The sequence below is a fragment of the Novosphingobium bradum genome (assembly GCF_042646485.1).
GTDB classification, from domain to species: domain Bacteria; phylum Pseudomonadota; class Alphaproteobacteria; order Sphingomonadales; family Sphingomonadaceae; genus Novosphingobium; species Novosphingobium bradum.
The window spans coordinates 32,682-47,381 of record NZ_JBHRTQ010000007.1 but is presented as its reverse complement, the minus strand read 5'-3'; the positions used below and the strand labels follow the sequence as shown (position 1 = coordinate 47,381).

Below are 14,700 nucleotides of genomic sequence, written 5' to 3'. Positions count from 1 at the left end.
GCGGGCCGGATGCCGCTCAACATGACCAAGGTCGCCTTCGGCGCCAAGTCGCTGGAGGAGGTCCATGGCTGGTTCGCAAGCCGCGGCGAGACCCACCTGCTGACCACCCGCTACCTTCCCAAGCGCCATGCCGAGATGATCGGCGGCTCGGTCTACTGGATTCTCAAGCACCAGCTGGTCGCCCGCTCCGAGATCCTCGGCTTCGAGGAAAGCGAGGGCGGGCGCACGGCCATCGTCATTTCCGGCACGCTTATCGACGTGCACCCCAGGCCCCGCCGCGCCCACCAGGGCTGGCGCTATCTCGAACAGGCCGATGTCCCGGCGGACCTGGCCGAGGGCGAGGCCGGCGCGGTCATCCCCGGCCATCTCGCTCATGAACTGGGCAAGCTCGGCCTCCTCTGAGCGCGGCTTGTCCTCGGCCGCCCGGCTCGCCTAGACTGAACCGATGACCACCCTGCCCCCGCAGCTCAAGCTCAAGCTCCAGGTCTATTGCGGCGCACAGATCGCCATGGGTCCGGGCAAGGCCGACCTGCTCGAGGCGATCGACCGCACCGGCTCGATCTCGGCCGCCGGGCGCCTGCTGGGCATGAGCTATCGCCGGGCCTGGCTGCTGGTCGATACGATGAACCGCTGCTGGGACCAGCCGCTGGTGGCCACCCGGCCCGGCGGCGCGCCAGGCAGCGGCGCGGCCCTGACCGAGAGCGGCCGCCGCATCCTTGCCCACTATCGCGGCTTGCAGCAGGCCGCCGCGCACGCCGCGCACGGGGCCGACTGGGCCGCGCTGGCCGGTGCCCTGCGCGACAGCCCGCGCGAAGGCTAGGCCGCCGGTCGCCGGGTCAGTGGCCAGCCTGCATGGCGACAAGCGGCCGGGGCCGCGGCGCCAGCCACACCAGCCCCAGCGCAAGCAGCCCGGCAATGCCCGACAGCATGAAGGTATGGTCCATCGCCAGGGTCAGCGCCTGCTCGTCGACCAGGTTGTTGACATAGCCGCGCACCATCTCCGGGCTGAAGCCCACGCCCGACAGGGTATGCACCGTGGCATCGGGATTGAGCGTATCGGCAAAGCCGTTGTGCTTGATCCGCTGCTCGTTGCCCCAGTCGGTCAGGATCAGCGAGGTCGCAACGGCGACCGCGATGGTCCGCAGGAAGTTCTGCAGGCCGGCCGCCGCGGCCACTTCGCGCGGCTCCACCGCGCCCAGCGCCATCTGGGTAAGCGGCATGATGAAGAACGACATCCCGAAGCCCTGGATGATCTGCGGGCGCGACAGCGACCAGAAATCCATGCCCGTGACCCAGCCGGAGCGGTTGAAGCACTGGATCACGAACCAGACCGTGCCGATCGAAATGAGCAGGCGCAGGTCCACCTTGTCGACAATCCGGGGCATGAACACGGCGGTCAGGATCGAGGTCATCGCGGTCCAGGCGGTGACCAGGCCCGCGGTCTGGGCCGAATAGCCCTGGCTGGACTGCAGCCATTGCGGCAAGACCACCACGCTGCTGAAATAGGCGCCGAACATCACGGCCAGGGCCACGACCCCCACGGCAAAGCCGCGATGCCGGAAGATCCGCAGGTCGACGATCGGATGGTCGTCGGTCAGCTCCCAGATCACGAAGGCAACGAAGCCGATGCCCGCGCCCACCGCCAGGGCAACGATCCTCCAGTCCCCGAACCAGTCATGATCGCGGCCGATGTCGAGCATGATCTGGAGGCAGCCGATCCAGAACACCAGGAGGCCCAGGCCAACCGCGTCGATCGGCATCCGCTCGGTCCGCGTTTCCACCGGCCGCAGGACCATCCCGCCCACCACGGTGCATCCGATCGCGATCGGCACGTTGATCAGGAAGATCCACTGCCACGAGAAATTGTCGGAGATGTAGCCGCCCACGATCGGCCCCAGCGCTGGGCCGAGCAGGACGGTCATCGACCAGCCGACCATGGCCTTGGCCCGCCGTTCGGGCGGGAACACCCGCAGCATCAGTGCCTGGGTTATCGGCATGATCGGCGCGCCGCACAGCCCCTGGCCGATCCGCGCCATGACCAGCACCCCGAGGCTGCGCGACAGGCCGCAGACCAGCGAGAAAGCGCCGAAGGCCAGCATGGCCACGATGAACACGCGCACCGTGCCGAACCGCGCGGCCAGCCAGCCGGTCAGCGGCACGCAGATCGCCTCGGCCACGGCATAGGAGGTGATGACCCAGGCGCCCTGGTCAAGCGTGATCCCGAGATCGCCGGAAATGTGCGGCAGCGAGACATTGGCCACCGTCAGGTCGAGGATGACCATGAAATTGCTCAGCGCCATGACCATCCCGGCCACGACCTGGGCGCGGCTGGACAGCATCACTGGCTGGGCCGGGCCTGATCCGGGTTCGCCTGGCTGGGCCGTGGCCGCGTTCGCCATCGTCCCGGCCTAGTTGGAGGAAATGTCGATCTCGACCTCGGTGGACAGGCCCACGCGCAGCGGGTGCGCGGCCAGCTCCCGGGGGTCGAGCGCGATGCGGACCGGCAGGCGCTGGACCACCTTGATCCAGTTGCCGGTTGCGTTCTGCGCCGGAATCAGCGCCATCGACGAGCCGGTGCCGCCGGAAATGCCCGCGACGCGGCCGTGATAGACGACATCCCCCCCATAGATATCGGCCGTGACCGTGGCCGGCATCCCGACGCGAACCCGGCGCAACTGGCGTTCCTTGAAATTCGCGTCGATGTAGAGCTGGCCGACCGGCACGATGGTCATGATCGAGGCGCCCTGGGCCACGCGCTGGCCAACCTGGACCTTGCGCTGGGTGACCACCCCGTCCATCGGGGCGCGGATCACGGTGTTGTTGACGTCAAGCCGGGCCTGCTGGACCCTGGCGATGGCCGCGCGCACCGCCGGATCGGTATCCTCGGTCGATCCGGCGACGACCGCGACGCTGGCCTGGTACTGGCCCTGGGCGGCGCGCTGGGCGGCAATGGCCTGGTCAAGCCCGGCGCGGGCCTGGGCCACGGCGGCCTGGGCCGATTCGAAGGCGCGGCGGGCCGTGGTCAGCTCCTCGCCGGACACGGCGCCGCTGGCGGCGAGCGCCTGGCGGCGGGTCCAGTCGGTCCGGGCCTTGTCGAAATCGGCCTGGGCCGAGCTGACCTGGGCGCGGGCGCGGGCAATATCGGCATCCGAAGCGCCAACCTGCGCCGAAGCGGCCCCGGCGCTGGCCTCGGCCTGACGGAAGCGGCGGCGGGCGGCGGCGAGATCGGCCTCGGCCTGGGCCAAGGCGATCTGCGGCGTGGCCGGATCGAGCACCACCAGCACGTCGCCGCGCTTGACCGGCTGGGTGTCGCTGACCCTGACCTCGGTCACGGTGGCGGAGATTTGCGGCGTGACCTGCGCCATTTCCGCGCTGACATAGGCATTGTCGGTGCCGACATGGTTGCGGCCGAACAGGAGGTACCATCCGGTCCACAGCGCACCGACCACGGCGATGGCGATGGCCAGGCGGGTCAGCCACAGCCGGCGCGCCGCCGCTCGCCGGAACGCCGCTTCATCGGCGCTGCTGTCCGCGCTCGCTGCGATCGGCTCGGAAACGGCGGCATCAGCCATGGACTTCGTCTTTCATGCTTGCGGTCATGCCGGAAGAAGCGGCGGCGGCGCCGGCCGGCGCATAGCCGCCGCCCAGCGCGCGAACCAGGCCCACGTCGGCATTGCGGGCGGCCTGTTCGAGCAGGGCCACGGCAAGCTGCGCGCGCAGCAGCCGGTCCTGGACCTGGAGGACATCGAGATAGGTGACCAGCCCGCCCTGATAGCGCAGGTTGATCTCGCGGAAGCCCAGTTCGGCGGCTTCGCGCGCGATCCGGGCATCGGCCAGGCGCTGGCCGACCAGGCGGGCGGTGGTCAGCGCGTCGGCCGCCTCGCGGTAGCCGGCGAGGACCGCGCCGTTGTAGGCGGCAACCGCCCCATCGTAGTCCGCCCGGGCGCCGCGATAGCGCCCGGCCAGTTCGCCGCCGTGGAAGATCGGCAGGCTGAAGGCCGGACCGGCGAACCCGGTCTGCGAATTCCGGTCAAACAGCAGGTCCAACCCCACCGTTTGCAGGCCATACATCGCCGACAGGCGCAGGGCCGGGAAGAAATCGGCCCGCGCCACCTTGATCCGGCTGGCCGCCGCTTCCACCCGTTCGCGCGCGGCGACGACATCGGGGCGACGGCCGACCAGATCGGTGGTCACATCGTCGGGAACGCCGCGCGCCGCAGGAATGGCAAGCCGGGGGCGGGTGATCGCCAGCCCACGATCGGGGCCGGCGCCGACCAGCGCGGCCAGCTGGTTGCGGCGCAGGACCACGGCTTCCTCGGCCGAGCTGAGCGCGATCCGCGCCTCGGCGAGATCGGCTTCCGACACGGCGACGCCGCCGCGCGTTTCCAGGCCATTGGCCTGCCGCTGGCCGAGCAACTGGCGCGCCCTGGTGGCCGTTTCGAGTTGGCCGGCGCGCACCTCGCGCTCGGCCTCGAGGCGGGCGAGATCGACATAGGCCGAGGTGACCGCCACGGCGAGCACCAGCCGGGCCTGCTCGGCATCGAGCGCGGCAGCGCGCCGTTCCGAGGTGGCCGCCGCCAGGGCCGCGCGATTCTTGCCCCACAGGTCGAGATCGAACCCGAGATTGACCGACAGCTGGCCGACATCCTGCCAACCATGCGGGAACAGGTTGGCGAAGGTCGAGGGCAGGCCGATGTTGGTGCTGTTGCGCTGTTCGCCCGCCTGGCCCTGAACATCGACCTTCGGCAGCAGCGGCGCGCCGGCCTGGCGGGCCAGGGCCGCGGCGCGATCGAGCCGGGCCTGGGCCGCGGCGACATCAGGCGCTTTGGCCAGCCCTTCGGCGATCAGGGCATCGAGCTGGGGATCGCCATAGGCGCGCCACCAGCCTTCGGTGGGCCATTGCGCGCCGGGCGTGGCGGGCAGGCTCTGCGCGGCGGCCACCTGCGCCGGGGCCAGCGGCTCCGGCCGGGGACCAAGCCGGGGCACGGCCGCGCAGCCCGCGAGCAGCAGCGCCGCGCCAAGCGCCACGGCGCCCGCGCGCCGGGCCGATGGGGAGCAAAGTGCTGATCGGGAAGGGTGGGAGACGGTGCTTGCCATGAAAAGTGTACTGGTTGGTATGGATTGTGCAGATGCAACGCCGGCCCGTCATTGTCAACCGCCAAACCGTACCCTATAGTACGGTTGCGATGAATGGCCTGACCGCCCCCCCCTGTTGCCCGCCGCTGACCCGGCGCGAAGCCCGGCGCGAGGAACGCCGCGAGGCGATTCTCGATGTCGCCACGCAATCGTTCCTCGAACATGGCTATGCCGGAACGACCATGTCGGGAATCGCCGCGGCCCTGGGCGGATCCAAGGGAACGCTGTGGAACTACTATGCGTCGAAGGAACTCCTGTTCAGCGACGTGCTGGAACGCGCCACCCGAGAATTCCGCGAACAACTCAGCCTCGCGCTCAACCCGGACGAGCCGGTGGAAGTGGCCCTGCACAGCTTCTGCTCGCGCTATCTCGAACGGCTCACCCTGCCCGAAGGCATCGCCCTGCACCGGCTGGTCATGGGCGAGGTCGTGCGCTTTCCCGAGGTGGGCCGGATCTTCTACGAGCGTGCGCCGCTGGGCGTTCAGCGGCTGCTGAGCGAATTTCTCGATCAGGCGATGGAGCGCGGCGACCTGCGCCGGGCGGATCCGTTCGATGCCGCCCAGTTCCTCACCGCCCTGTGCATGGCCCGCTCGCACGTGAAGATGCTGGCCGGGGTCATTCCGGTGCTTGAAGCCAGCCAGGCCGAGGCCGATGCCCGCGCCGCGCTCGAGGTGTTCCTGCGCGCCTACGCCTGAGCCGATCCCCGCGATTCGCCGCCCGGCCCCTCCCCGATGACGGCGATTCACCGCCCGGCCCTTGCTCCGGCGAGGAAATTGGGCAAGGGAGCGCTCGAGATGCGGCAGCGCGCCGGCGCGCCGCACACTATTGGACAAGCCAGCGCCATGACCACCACCGAAACCCTCGCCCGCCCCGCGTCCGCACCCCAGGCTCCCGCCTTGCCGCCCGTGCGGACCGACTGGACCCGCGCCGAAATCGCGGCCCTGTTCGACCTGCCCTTCACCGAACTGGTGTTCCGCGCCGCCGAGGTCCACCGCGCCCACCAGGCCGCGGGCGAAGTGCAACTGGCCACCCTGCTCTCGATCAAGACCGGCGGCTGCCCCGAGGATTGCGGCTATTGCGCCCAGTCCTCCTCCGCCGAGGCGGGCGTGAAGGCCACCAAGCTGATGGACGTGCGCGAAGTGCTCCAGAACGCCGCCCAGGCCAAGGACAACGGCAGCCAGCGCTTCTGCATGGGCGCCGCCTGGCGCAATCCCAAGGAGCGCGATATGCCCGCGATCGTCGAGATCGTGAAGGGCGTGCGCGCCATGGGCCTGGAAACCTGCATGACCCTGGGGATGCTCACCCCGGGCCAGGCCGAACAGCTCGCCGAGGCCGGGCTTGATTATTACAACCACAACATCGACACCGCGCCCGAACGCTATGCCGAGGTGATCACCACCCGCACCTTTGAAGACCGGCTGGAAACCATCGCCAATGTGCGCGCCGCCGGGATCAACGTCTGCACCGGCGGGATCGTGGGCATGGGCGAAAGCCGCGAGGACCGGGTCGGCTTCGTCCACGCGCTCGCCACCATGGCGCAGCATCCCGAAAGCGTACCGGTCAACGCGCTGGTCCCGGTCAAGGGCACGGTGCTGGGCGATATGCTGGCCGATACCCCGCTGGCCAAGATCGACGACATCGAATTCGTCCGCACCGTGGCGGTCGCCCGGATCACCATGCCGCTCTCGATGGTGCGCCTCTCGGCGGGCCGCGAATCGATGAGCGAGGCGACCCAGGCCCTGTGCTTCCTGGCCGGTGCAAATTCGATGTTCACCGGCGACAAGCTGTTGACCACGCCCAATGCCGGCGACGATGCCGATGCGGCCATGTTCGCCCGGCTCGGCCTCAAGCCGCTGTCCGGTCCGGAACCGCTGCGCGCCGGCTCCTGCGGCAGCGGCTGCGGCTGCGCCTGACGCCGGAGCGCATGGCCACCTTCGATGACCGGCTGGCGGAGGCTCTTGCCGCCGTCCGTTCGCGCGGGCGCTGGCGCGAACTGAAGCCGGCAGCGCTGGCCCCGGGCGGGCGGATCGTCCGCGATGGCCGGGCGCTCGTCGATTTTTCCAGCAACGACTATCTCGGCCTCGCCAGCCATCCGCTGCTGGCCGAGCGCGCCGGCGAATGGGCGCAGCGGCTGGGCGCGGGCGCGGGTGCCTCGCGGCTGGTCACCGGCACCGGCGACGCGCACCTTGCCGTGGAGGCGCGGATCGCCGCGTTCAAGGGCACCGAGGCCGCGCTCCTGTTCGCCTCGGGCTGGCAGGCCAATGCCGCCGTGCTGCCCGCCCTGCTGGCCGCCCTGCCCGGCGCGGCGGTCTTCACCGACCGGCTGGTCCATGCCTCGATGCACGCCGGCCTGGCCGGGGTCCGCCAGCACCGCTTCCGCCACAACGATCTCACCCACCTTGCCGAACTTCTCGAACGCCATGGCCAGGCGACCCCGGCCCGGCTGATCGTGGTCGAAAGCGTCTATTCGATGGACGGCGACCGGGCCGACGTGGCCGCCCTCGCCCAGCTCGCCCGCCAGCACGACGCCATGCTGATGGTCGACGAGGCCCATGCCACGGGCGTCCTGGGCGATCGGGGCGCGGGCCTGTGCGCCGGGGTGGCCGGTGTCGACGTGGTGATGGGCACCTTCTCCAAGGCGTTCGGCGGCTTCGGCGCCTATATCGCGGGATCGGCGGCCTTGCGTGACTGGCTGGTCAACGCCGCCTCGGGCTTCATCTTCTCCACCGCCCCGCCACCAGCCGTGCTGGGTGCGATCGACGCCGCGCTCGATCTGGTGCCGGCAATGGATGCCGAGCGCGCCCACCTGGCCGCCCTTGGCGATCGCCTGCGCGCGGGCCTGGCCGCGCAGGGGTTCGCTTGCGCCGGTTCCTCCACCCAGATTGTCCCCGCGCTGGTCGGCGGCGAGGCCGATGCCCTGGCCCTGGCCGAGCGGCTGGCCGCGCACGGAATGCTGGCCGCCGCGATCCGCCCGCCCACAGTTCCCGCCGGCACCAGCCGCCTGCGCCTGGCCCTGCGCGCCACCCATTCCGCCGCCGACATCGACGCCCTGCTCGCCGCCCTGCCCGCCGCCAGCGCCGCCGGGCGCGCACCATGAAGATCGCCCTGTTCCACGGCTGGGGGTTTGACCGGAGCATCTGGGATGCGGTGATCCCGCTGCTGCCCGGCCACGACTGCGAGGCCGATAATCGCGGCTATTTCGGCACCCCGGCCACGGCGGGGCCGGCCGATCTTGCCGTCACCCACAGCCTCGGCACCCTGCGCGCGCTGGCCGCGCCGCCGGCGGGCTGCCGCGCCCTGCTCGCCCTCAACGGGTTCGACCGCTTCGCCGCCGGGGCCGATTTTCCCGCCGGCGTGCCGCTGCGGGTGATCGACCGGATGCTGGCCAGGCTGGACGCCGCGCCCGCTGCCGTCGTCGGCACCTTCCGCGAAACCTGCGGCGCCGATGCCGGCCCGCCGATTGCCGATCCCGCCCGCCTGCACGCCGATCTGGCCCTGCTGCGCGATGGCGACGGGCGCGGGTGCTGGGCCGGGCCGCTGGTGCTGCTGGAAGGGGCCGAGGATCCGATCGTCTCGGCCGGGCACCGCGCGGCCTGTTTTGCCGACCGGCCCGACGCCCGGCGCCACGTGCTGCCCGGCCACGGCCATCTCCTCCCGCTGACCGCGCCCGAGGCCTGCGCCCGGGCTATCGCCGCCCTGGCGGAAAGCCTGCGATGAGCGCCACCGAAAGCCTTGCCCGCCGTGCCCGGATCGGCGCCGCCTTTGCCGCGGCCGGGGAATACGACCGCCATGCCCGCGTCCAGCACCAGGTGGCCGAGCGGCTGGCCCTGCGGATCGGCGCCTGCGCCCTGCCCCGCCGTCCCCGCGTGCTGGAAATCGGCTGCGGCACCGGCTTCCTCACCGCGCAACTGGTCCGCCACCTCGCCGGCGGCTCGCTGCTGGTCACCGATCTTGCCCGCCCGATGGTCGAGCGCTGCCGCGCGCGGATCGGCGAGGCGCCCGGCCGCACCTTTCGCGTGCTCGACGGCGAACATGGCGAGCAGCCGCCCGAAGCCCCCTTCGATCTCATCACCGCCAGCCTCGCCTTCCAGTGGTTCGACGACCTGGCCTGCGCCCTCGCGCGCCTCGCCGGCTGGCTGGCGCCGGGCGGGGTCCTCGCCTTCACCACCCTGGCCGACGGCACTTTCGCCGAATGGCACGAAGCCCATGCCGGGCTGGGCCTTGTCGCCGGAACCCCGGCCTTTCCGGATGTCATGACCCTGTCCGCGATGGTGCCGCCCGGCCTGCGCCGCGAGATCATGCTCCAGACCATCACCGAGCCGCAGGGGTCGGCCCGCGCCTTCCTCCACGGGCTGAAGGCGATCGGCGCCGGAACGGCCGCGCCGGGCCACCAGCCCCTGGCACCGGGCGCCCTGCGCCGGGCCATGGCCCGGTTCGAGAAAGCCGGAGCCATGGCGACCTACGAAGTGGCCAGTTGCGTGCTGGTGCGGGAGGAATCATGACCGCGCCCGCCCGCACCCTGATCGTCACCGGAACCGATACCGGGGTCGGAAAGACCGTCTTTGCCGCAGCCCTCGCCGGCGCGCTGGGCGCGCGCTACTGGAAGCCGGTCCAGTCGGGGCCGGACGACGAGGGCGGGAGCGATTCCTTGCGCGTGGCGCGCCTCGCCGGCATCCCCGCCCACCGCATCCATCCCGAGGCCTATCGGCTCACCCAGCCGCTCTCGCCCCACCGTGCCGCCGAGCTTGATGGCGTGGCGATCGATCCCGCCCGCCTCGCCCTCCCGCAGGAAGATGGGCCGCGGGGCGATGGGCCGCTGGTGGTCGAAGGGGCGGGCGGCGTGCTGGTCCCGCTGACGCGCGACTGGCTCTATGCCGATCAGTTCGCCCGCTGGCAGGCGCCGGTCGTGGTCGTGGCGCGCACCGGCCTTGGCACGATCAACCACACCCTGCTCAGCCTGGAGGCGCTGCGGGCGCGCGGCGTGCCCGTGCTGGGCGTGGCCTTCGTGGGCGAGGCCAATGCCGACAACGAGGCCACGATCTGCGCCATGGGTCAGGCGAAACGGCTCGGGCGGCTGCCGATCCTGCCCGCCATCACCCCCGCCGCGCTGGCCGCAGCCTTCGCCGCAGCCTTCCGGCCCCAGGATTTCCTCGGGGAGGACATCGCATGACCACCTCAGCCATCTGGCATCCCTTCACCCAGCACGGCCTGGCCGAACCGATCCCGCTGATCGAGCGGGCTGAAGGCGCCTTCCTGTTCGGCACGGACGGGCGGCGGTGGATCGATGCGATCTCCTCGTGGTGGGTGACCACCCACGGCCATTGCCACCCCAAGATCATGGCCGCGATTGCCGAACAGGCGCAGCGGCTCGACCAGCTGATCTTCGCCGGCTGGACCCACGAACCGGCCGAAAGGCTTGCGGCGGGCCTGCGCGCGCTTCTGCCCGAGGCGCTGACGCGGGTGTTCTTCTCCGATTCCGGCTCCACCAGCGTGGAAGTCGCGCTCAAGATGGCGCTGGGCTACTGGCGCAACATCGGCGTCGATCGTCACCGGATCGTGGTGATGGAGCATTCCTACCACGGCGATACCATCGGGGCGATGTCGGTCGGCGCGCGCGGGGTGTTCAACCAGGCCTACGAGCCGCTGCTGTTCGATGTGGCCACGGTGCCCTTCCCCGCCGAGGGCCGCGAACAGGCCACGCTCGATGCGCTGGAAGTGGCTTGCCGGGCCGGCGCAGCGGCCTTCATCGTGGAGCCGCTGGTGCTCGGCGCGGGCGGGATGCTGGTCTATTCGCCCTCCGTGCTGGCGCAGATGCGCGCGATCTGCACGGCCCACGGGGTGCTGTTCATCGCCGACGAGGTGATGACCGCCTGGGGCCGCACCGGCACCCTGCTGGCCTGCGAGCAGGCCGGCATCGTGCCCGATCTGCTGTGCCTGTCCAAGGGGCTGACCGGCGGGGCGATCCCGCTGGCGGTGACCATGGCCAGCGAGGCGATCTGGGCCGCGCATTATTCGGCCGATCGTTCGCGGATGTTCTTCCATTCCTCCAGCTACACCGCCAACCCGATCGCCTGCGCGGCGGCCAATGCCAACCTGGCTATCTGGCGCGAGGAGCCGGTGCTGGAGCGGATCGCCACCCTGACCGCCCGCCAGGCCAGGCGGCTGGAAGGGCTGGAAAACGTCGAAAATCCGCGCCTTTGCGGGACCATCGCGGCGGCCGACCTGCCCGGTCAGGCCGGCTATCTCGCCGACATGGCCCCGCGCCTGATGGCCACCGCGCGCGAGGCCGGGGTTCTCCTGCGTCCGCTGGGCAACACGGTCTATGTGATGCCGCCCTATTGCGTGGACGAGGCCGCGCTCGACGCGGTTTACGCAGTGATTTCACAGTTTTAGATAACCCAACGGGAATGGGAGAAATCAGGCGTTGCCCACCACCCAGCAGGCCAGGGCCATGAGCAGGCCGGCAAGGCGGTTGGCGCGGAACCGGGCAAGGGCGTTGTCGGCATCATCGGGCTTCAGCGTGGCGACCTGCCAGACCAGGTGGCCCGCCATGGGAACCAGCGCCAGCAGCGCCACGCCGTCGGGCCGCAGCAGCCAGAAAGCCAATGACCACAAGGCGATGGCGGCAAGATAGAAGGCGGCGACCCCGCCTGTGACATGGGCGCCCATCGCCCGGGCGCTGGAGCGGATGCCGACCAGGGCATCGTCCTCGCGGTCCTGGAGGGCGTAGATCGTGTCGTAGCCGATCACCCAGCAGATCGATCCGGCATAAAGCGCTGCCAGAACAGCAAGATAATCGCCGCGCAGTTCCACCCAGCCGACCAGCGCGCCCCACGAGAAGACCATGCCGAGCCAGGCCTGGGGCCACCAGGTCAGGCGCTTCATGAAGGGATAGGCGGCCACCGGCAGGACCGATCCCAGCGCCACGGCCTGCGCGGCGGGCCGCAACTGCAACAGCACTGCAAGGCCGATGCAACACAGGAACACCAGCCAGGCCCAGGCCATGCGCTGGCCGATCCGGCCAGATGCCACCGGACGGGCGGCGGTGCGCGCCACCTGCCGGTCGAGATCGGCATCGACCAGATCGTTGTAGACGCAGCCCGCCCCGCGCATGGCCACGGCGCCGACCAGCAGCCAGGCGATCAGGCTCCAGCGCCCTTCGCCGCCGGCGAGCAGCACACCCCAGGCGCAGGGCCAGAACAGCAGCCACCAGCCGATCGGCCGATCCAGCCGGGCCAGTTGGGCAAGATCGCGCGGAACCTGCGGCAGGCGCGCCACCAGTCCGCGATGCTCGCTATCGGGAACGATCTGGGCGGAGGCAGGCTCGGGGCGCATCGGCGCGGCATAGCGGGCCGGCGCGTCATCGGCTAGGCTGGAGCGATGTCTGCCCACCATCACCCCATGACCCCCGCCTGGCCGCCCCGGTCTGCCCCGCGCCTGTTCGTCCACGTGCCGCTGACGGACGGCGTGCCCGTGCTGATCGAAGGGGCGCAGGCCCATTACCTTGTCCGGGTGATGCGGATCGCGGTGGGCGATGCGGTGATCCTGTGCGACGACCTGACCGGCGAATGGGCCTGCCGGGTCAGCGAGGCGGGCAAGCGCGAGGTGGTGGTGGTGCCCGAGCTGCACAGCCGGATGCGCGAGGCGGTGCCCGATTTCCTGCTGGTCCCCGCCCTGCTCAAGAAGGACCGGTTTGACCTGGTGCTGGAAAAGGCCACCGAACTGGGCGTGGGGCGGATCCAGCCGGTGATCACCCGGCGCTGCGTGGCCGACAAGCTCAATGGCGAGCGGGCGCGGACCATCGTGGTGGAAGCGGCCGAGCAATGCGCGCGCACCGCCCTGCCCGAACTGGACCTGGTGGTGAAGCTGGATGTCCTGCTCAGGGACTGGAACCCGCACCGCACCCTGTTCTTTGCCGACGAGACCGGGGGCGAGCCGGCGATGGCAGCCTTCGCCGCCCATTCCGGCCCGGCGGCGCTGCTGACCGGCCCGGAAGGCGGGTTCGACGAGGCCGAGCGCGCGGCGATCCGCGCCCTGCCCCAGGCGGTGCCGATCTCGCTGGGTCCGCGCGTGCTGCGCGGCGAAACCGCGGCCATCGCCGGGACGGCGCTATGGATGGCGGCGGCCGGAGACTGGAAATAATGGTGGCGCGCGGCGCGCCGCTCACCTAACTGGCCCGCCATGTCCACCCGGCAGGCCTCCGACAAGAACGATCCGGTGATCGAATCCCGCGACCAGCTGGTTGCGCCCATGGCCGCCGGCGAAAAGCCGCGCGCGGCCTGGCGGATCGGCACCGAGCACGAGAAGCTGGTCTACCGCACCGCCGATTTCCGCGCGCCCAGCTATGACGAGCCGGGCGGCATCCGCGACCTGCTGCTCTCGCTGCGCGAATTCGGCTGGGAGCCGATCGAGGAGGGCGGCAAGGTCATCGCCATGGGCGGGGCCGATGGCACGGTGAGCCTGGAGCCGGCCGGCCAGCTGGAGCTTTCGGGCGCGCCACTGGAAAACCTGCACCAGACCTGCGCCGAAACCGGACGGCACCTGCAACAGGTCAAGCAGATCGGCGACAGGCTGGGGCTGGGCTACCTGGGCCTGGGGATGTGGCCCGACAAGCGCCGCGACGAGCTGCCGGTGATGCCCAAGGGCCGCTACGACATCATGCTGCGCCATATGCCGCGCGTGGGGACCATGGGTCTCGACATGATGCTCCGCACCTGCACGATCCAGGTCAACCTCGACTATGGCAGCGAGGCCGACATGGTGCAGAAGTTCCGCACCAGCCTGGCCCTGCAACCGCTGGCCACCGCCCTGTTCGCCAATTCGCCGTTCACCGAAGGCAAGCCCAACGGGTTCCTTTCCTATCGCAGCCACATCTGGTCGGACACCGACCCGCACCGCACGGGGATGCTGCCCTTCGTGTTCGAGGACGGCTTCGGCTACGAGCGCTATGTCGACTATATGCTCGACGTGCCGATGTATTTCGTGTTCCGCGAGGGGCGCTACATCGACGCCGCCGGGCAGTCTTTCCGCGATTTCCTCGATGGCCGGTTGCCGGCCCTGCCAGGCGAGAAGCCGCTGGAATCGGACTGGATCGACCACCTGTCCACCGCCTTTCCCGAAGTGCGGCTCAAGAGCTTCCTTGAAATGCGCGGGGCCGATGGCGGCCCGTGGAACCGGATCTGCGCGCTGCCCGCGCTGTGGGTGGGCCTGCTCTATGACCAGGGCGCGCTCGATGCGGCCTGGAACCTGGTCAAGGACTGGGACATGGCCGGGCGCGAGGCGCTGCGCGCTTCGGTGCCGAAGCTGGGGCTGGATGCGCCCATACCGGGCGGTGGAACCCTGCGCGACATTGCCGGGCAAGTGCTGGCGATCGCCCGGCAAGGCCTGAACGCGCGCGGCCAGCTCAACGCGGTGGGTGACAACGAGGCCGGGTTCCTCGGCCCGCTCGATGACGTGGTGGCGAGCGGCAAGGTTCCGGCGCAAGTGCTGCTCGACAAGTTGGGCGGCGCCTGGGGCGGCGATCTGGCGCGGGTCTACGACGAGCATTTCTGAGGCACGACATGA

Annotated in this window: 15 protein-coding genes; 11 read left to right on the top strand and 4 right to left on the bottom strand. The window is 70.7% G+C overall.

Annotated elements, in window-relative coordinates; all coding sequences use genetic code 11:
* Positions 1 to 9 precede the first annotated feature (9 nt).
* Both ACFOD9_RS06125 and ACFOD9_RS06120 read left to right on the top strand, forming a co-directional pair.
* The gene (locus ACFOD9_RS06125) at positions 10 to 402 is read left to right on the top strand and encodes a DUF1489 family protein (protein WP_379509210.1); all 393 of its coding nucleotides are present in this window, start codon (positions 10 to 12) and stop codon (positions 400 to 402) included.
* A gap of 43 nt (positions 403 to 445) precedes the next feature.
* Positions 446 to 820 (top strand): winged helix-turn-helix domain-containing protein, encoded by a 375-nt coding sequence (locus tag ACFOD9_RS06120; protein ID WP_379509209.1) that lies wholly within the window; start codon positions 446 to 448, stop codon positions 818 to 820.
* A 16-nt stretch (positions 821 to 836) separates the two neighbouring features.
* Here ACFOD9_RS06120 and ACFOD9_RS06115 read toward each other — a convergent pair whose 3' ends face one another.
* From ACFOD9_RS06115 to ACFOD9_RS06105, 3 genes are all read right to left on the bottom strand, one after another.
* Positions 837 to 2,300: a DHA2 family efflux MFS transporter permease subunit gene (locus ACFOD9_RS06115; RefSeq protein ID WP_379509208.1), complete on the bottom strand. Its 1,464-nt coding sequence runs from the start codon at positions 2,298 to 2,300 to the stop codon at positions 837 to 839.
* Between the two features lie 108 nt (positions 2,301 to 2,408).
* Positions 2,409 to 3,572 (bottom strand): efflux RND transporter periplasmic adaptor subunit, encoded by a 1,164-nt coding sequence (locus ACFOD9_RS06110; RefSeq protein WP_379509207.1) that lies wholly within the window; start codon positions 3,570 to 3,572, stop codon positions 2,409 to 2,411.
* Positions 3,565 to 5,028, bottom strand: coding sequence for an efflux transporter outer membrane subunit (locus tag ACFOD9_RS06105; protein ID WP_379509206.1), 1,464 nt, complete (start codon positions 5,026 to 5,028; stop codon positions 3,565 to 3,567). The genes ACFOD9_RS06110 and ACFOD9_RS06105 overlap by 8 nt, the downstream gene beginning before the upstream one ends.
* 158 nt (positions 5,029 to 5,186) lie before the next feature.
* Between ACFOD9_RS06105 and ACFOD9_RS06100 the strand changes: the two genes are divergently transcribed.
* The 7 genes from ACFOD9_RS06100 (at position 5,187) to ACFOD9_RS06070 (ending at position 11,529) form a co-directional block, all read left to right on the top strand.
* A complete protein-coding gene (locus ACFOD9_RS06100; RefSeq protein WP_379509205.1) occupies positions 5,187 to 5,831 on the top strand; it encodes a TetR/AcrR family transcriptional regulator in 645 nt (214 codons plus the stop codon).
* A gap of 147 nt (positions 5,832 to 5,978) precedes the next feature.
* Entirely contained in the window at positions 5,979 to 7,049 is a 1,071-nt protein-coding gene (gene bioB, locus ACFOD9_RS06095; protein ID WP_379509204.1) for a biotin synthase BioB, read from the top strand.
* 11 nt (positions 7,050 to 7,060) lie between these two features.
* On the top strand, positions 7,061 to 8,233 hold the full coding sequence (locus tag ACFOD9_RS06090; protein ID WP_379509203.1) for an aminotransferase class I/II-fold pyridoxal phosphate-dependent enzyme: 1,173 nt from the start codon (positions 7,061 to 7,063) through the stop codon (positions 8,231 to 8,233).
* A complete protein-coding gene (locus ACFOD9_RS06085; RefSeq protein ID WP_379509202.1) occupies positions 8,230 to 8,853 on the top strand; it encodes an alpha/beta fold hydrolase in 624 nt (207 codons plus the stop codon). Before ACFOD9_RS06090 ends, ACFOD9_RS06085 begins: the two co-directional genes overlap by 4 nt.
* Positions 8,850 to 9,638, top strand: a complete 789-nt coding sequence (locus ACFOD9_RS06080; RefSeq protein ID WP_379509201.1) for a methyltransferase — start codon at positions 8,850 to 8,852, stop codon at positions 9,636 to 9,638. Before ACFOD9_RS06085 ends, ACFOD9_RS06080 begins: the two co-directional genes overlap by 4 nt.
* Positions 9,635 to 10,306 (top strand): dethiobiotin synthase, encoded by a 672-nt coding sequence (gene bioD, locus ACFOD9_RS06075; RefSeq protein ID WP_379509200.1) that lies wholly within the window; start codon positions 9,635 to 9,637, stop codon positions 10,304 to 10,306. Before ACFOD9_RS06080 ends, bioD begins: the two co-directional genes overlap by 4 nt.
* Complete coding sequence (locus ACFOD9_RS06070; protein WP_379509199.1) at positions 10,303 to 11,529, top strand: adenosylmethionine--8-amino-7-oxononanoate transaminase; 1,227 nt, start codon at positions 10,303 to 10,305, stop codon at positions 11,527 to 11,529. The genes bioD and ACFOD9_RS06070 overlap by 4 nt, the downstream gene beginning before the upstream one ends.
* 24 nt (positions 11,530 to 11,553) lie before the next feature.
* On the opposite strand, the gene ubiA is transcribed toward ACFOD9_RS06070, so the two are convergent.
* Positions 11,554 to 12,471 (bottom strand): 4-hydroxybenzoate octaprenyltransferase, encoded by a 918-nt coding sequence (gene ubiA / locus ACFOD9_RS06065; RefSeq protein WP_379509198.1) that lies wholly within the window; start codon positions 12,469 to 12,471, stop codon positions 11,554 to 11,556.
* Between the two features lie 66 nt (positions 12,472 to 12,537).
* On the opposite strand from ubiA, the gene ACFOD9_RS06060 reads away from it, so the two are divergent.
* Together ACFOD9_RS06060 and ACFOD9_RS06055 are read left to right on the top strand one after the other, a co-directional pair.
* A complete protein-coding gene (locus ACFOD9_RS06060) occupies positions 12,538 to 13,278 on the top strand; it encodes a 16S rRNA (uracil(1498)-N(3))-methyltransferase (protein WP_379509197.1) in 741 nt (246 codons plus the stop codon).
* A 39-nt stretch (positions 13,279 to 13,317) separates the two neighbouring features.
* Positions 13,318 to 14,688 (top strand): glutamate--cysteine ligase, encoded by a 1,371-nt coding sequence (locus ACFOD9_RS06055; protein ID WP_379509196.1) that lies wholly within the window; start codon positions 13,318 to 13,320, stop codon positions 14,686 to 14,688.
* Positions 14,689 to 14,700 lie beyond the last annotated feature (12 nt).

What these genes read in the sequence shown, in the direction of transcription:
- ACFOD9_RS06125 (WP_379509210.1), top strand. Translation starts at nt 10, where the DNA reads ATGCCGCTCAACATGACCAAGGTCGCCTTCGGCGCCAAGTCGCTGGAG.
- ACFOD9_RS06120 (WP_379509209.1), top strand. Translation starts at nt 446, where the DNA reads ATGACCACCCTGCCCCCGCAGCTCAAGCTCAAGCTCCAGGTCTATTGC.
- ACFOD9_RS06115 (WP_379509208.1), bottom strand. Translation starts at nt 2,300, where the DNA reads ATGGCGCTGAGCAATTTCATGGTCATCCTCGACCTGACGGTGGCCAAT.
- ACFOD9_RS06110 (WP_379509207.1), bottom strand. Translation starts at nt 3,572, where the DNA reads ATGGCTGATGCCGCCGTTTCCGAGCCGATCGCAGCGAGCGCGGACAGC.
- ACFOD9_RS06100 (WP_379509205.1), top strand. Translation starts at nt 5,187, where the DNA reads ATGAATGGCCTGACCGCCCCCCCCTGTTGCCCGCCGCTGACCCGGCGC.
- bioB (WP_379509204.1), top strand. Translation starts at nt 5,979, where the DNA reads ATGACCACCACCGAAACCCTCGCCCGCCCCGCGTCCGCACCCCAGGCT.
- ACFOD9_RS06090 (WP_379509203.1), top strand. Translation starts at nt 7,061, where the DNA reads ATGGCCACCTTCGATGACCGGCTGGCGGAGGCTCTTGCCGCCGTCCGT.
- ACFOD9_RS06085 (WP_379509202.1), top strand. Translation starts at nt 8,230, where the DNA reads ATGAAGATCGCCCTGTTCCACGGCTGGGGGTTTGACCGGAGCATCTGG.
- ACFOD9_RS06080 (WP_379509201.1), top strand. Translation starts at nt 8,850, where the DNA reads ATGAGCGCCACCGAAAGCCTTGCCCGCCGTGCCCGGATCGGCGCCGCC.
- bioD (WP_379509200.1), top strand. Translation starts at nt 9,635, where the DNA reads ATGACCGCGCCCGCCCGCACCCTGATCGTCACCGGAACCGATACCGGG.
- ACFOD9_RS06070 (WP_379509199.1), top strand. Translation starts at nt 10,303, where the DNA reads ATGACCACCTCAGCCATCTGGCATCCCTTCACCCAGCACGGCCTGGCC.
- ubiA (WP_379509198.1), bottom strand. Translation starts at nt 12,471, where the DNA reads ATGCGCCCCGAGCCTGCCTCCGCCCAGATCGTTCCCGATAGCGAGCAT.
- ACFOD9_RS06060 (WP_379509197.1), top strand. Translation starts at nt 12,538, where the DNA reads ATGACCCCCGCCTGGCCGCCCCGGTCTGCCCCGCGCCTGTTCGTCCAC.
- ACFOD9_RS06055 (WP_379509196.1), top strand. Translation starts at nt 13,318, where the DNA reads ATGTCCACCCGGCAGGCCTCCGACAAGAACGATCCGGTGATCGAATCC.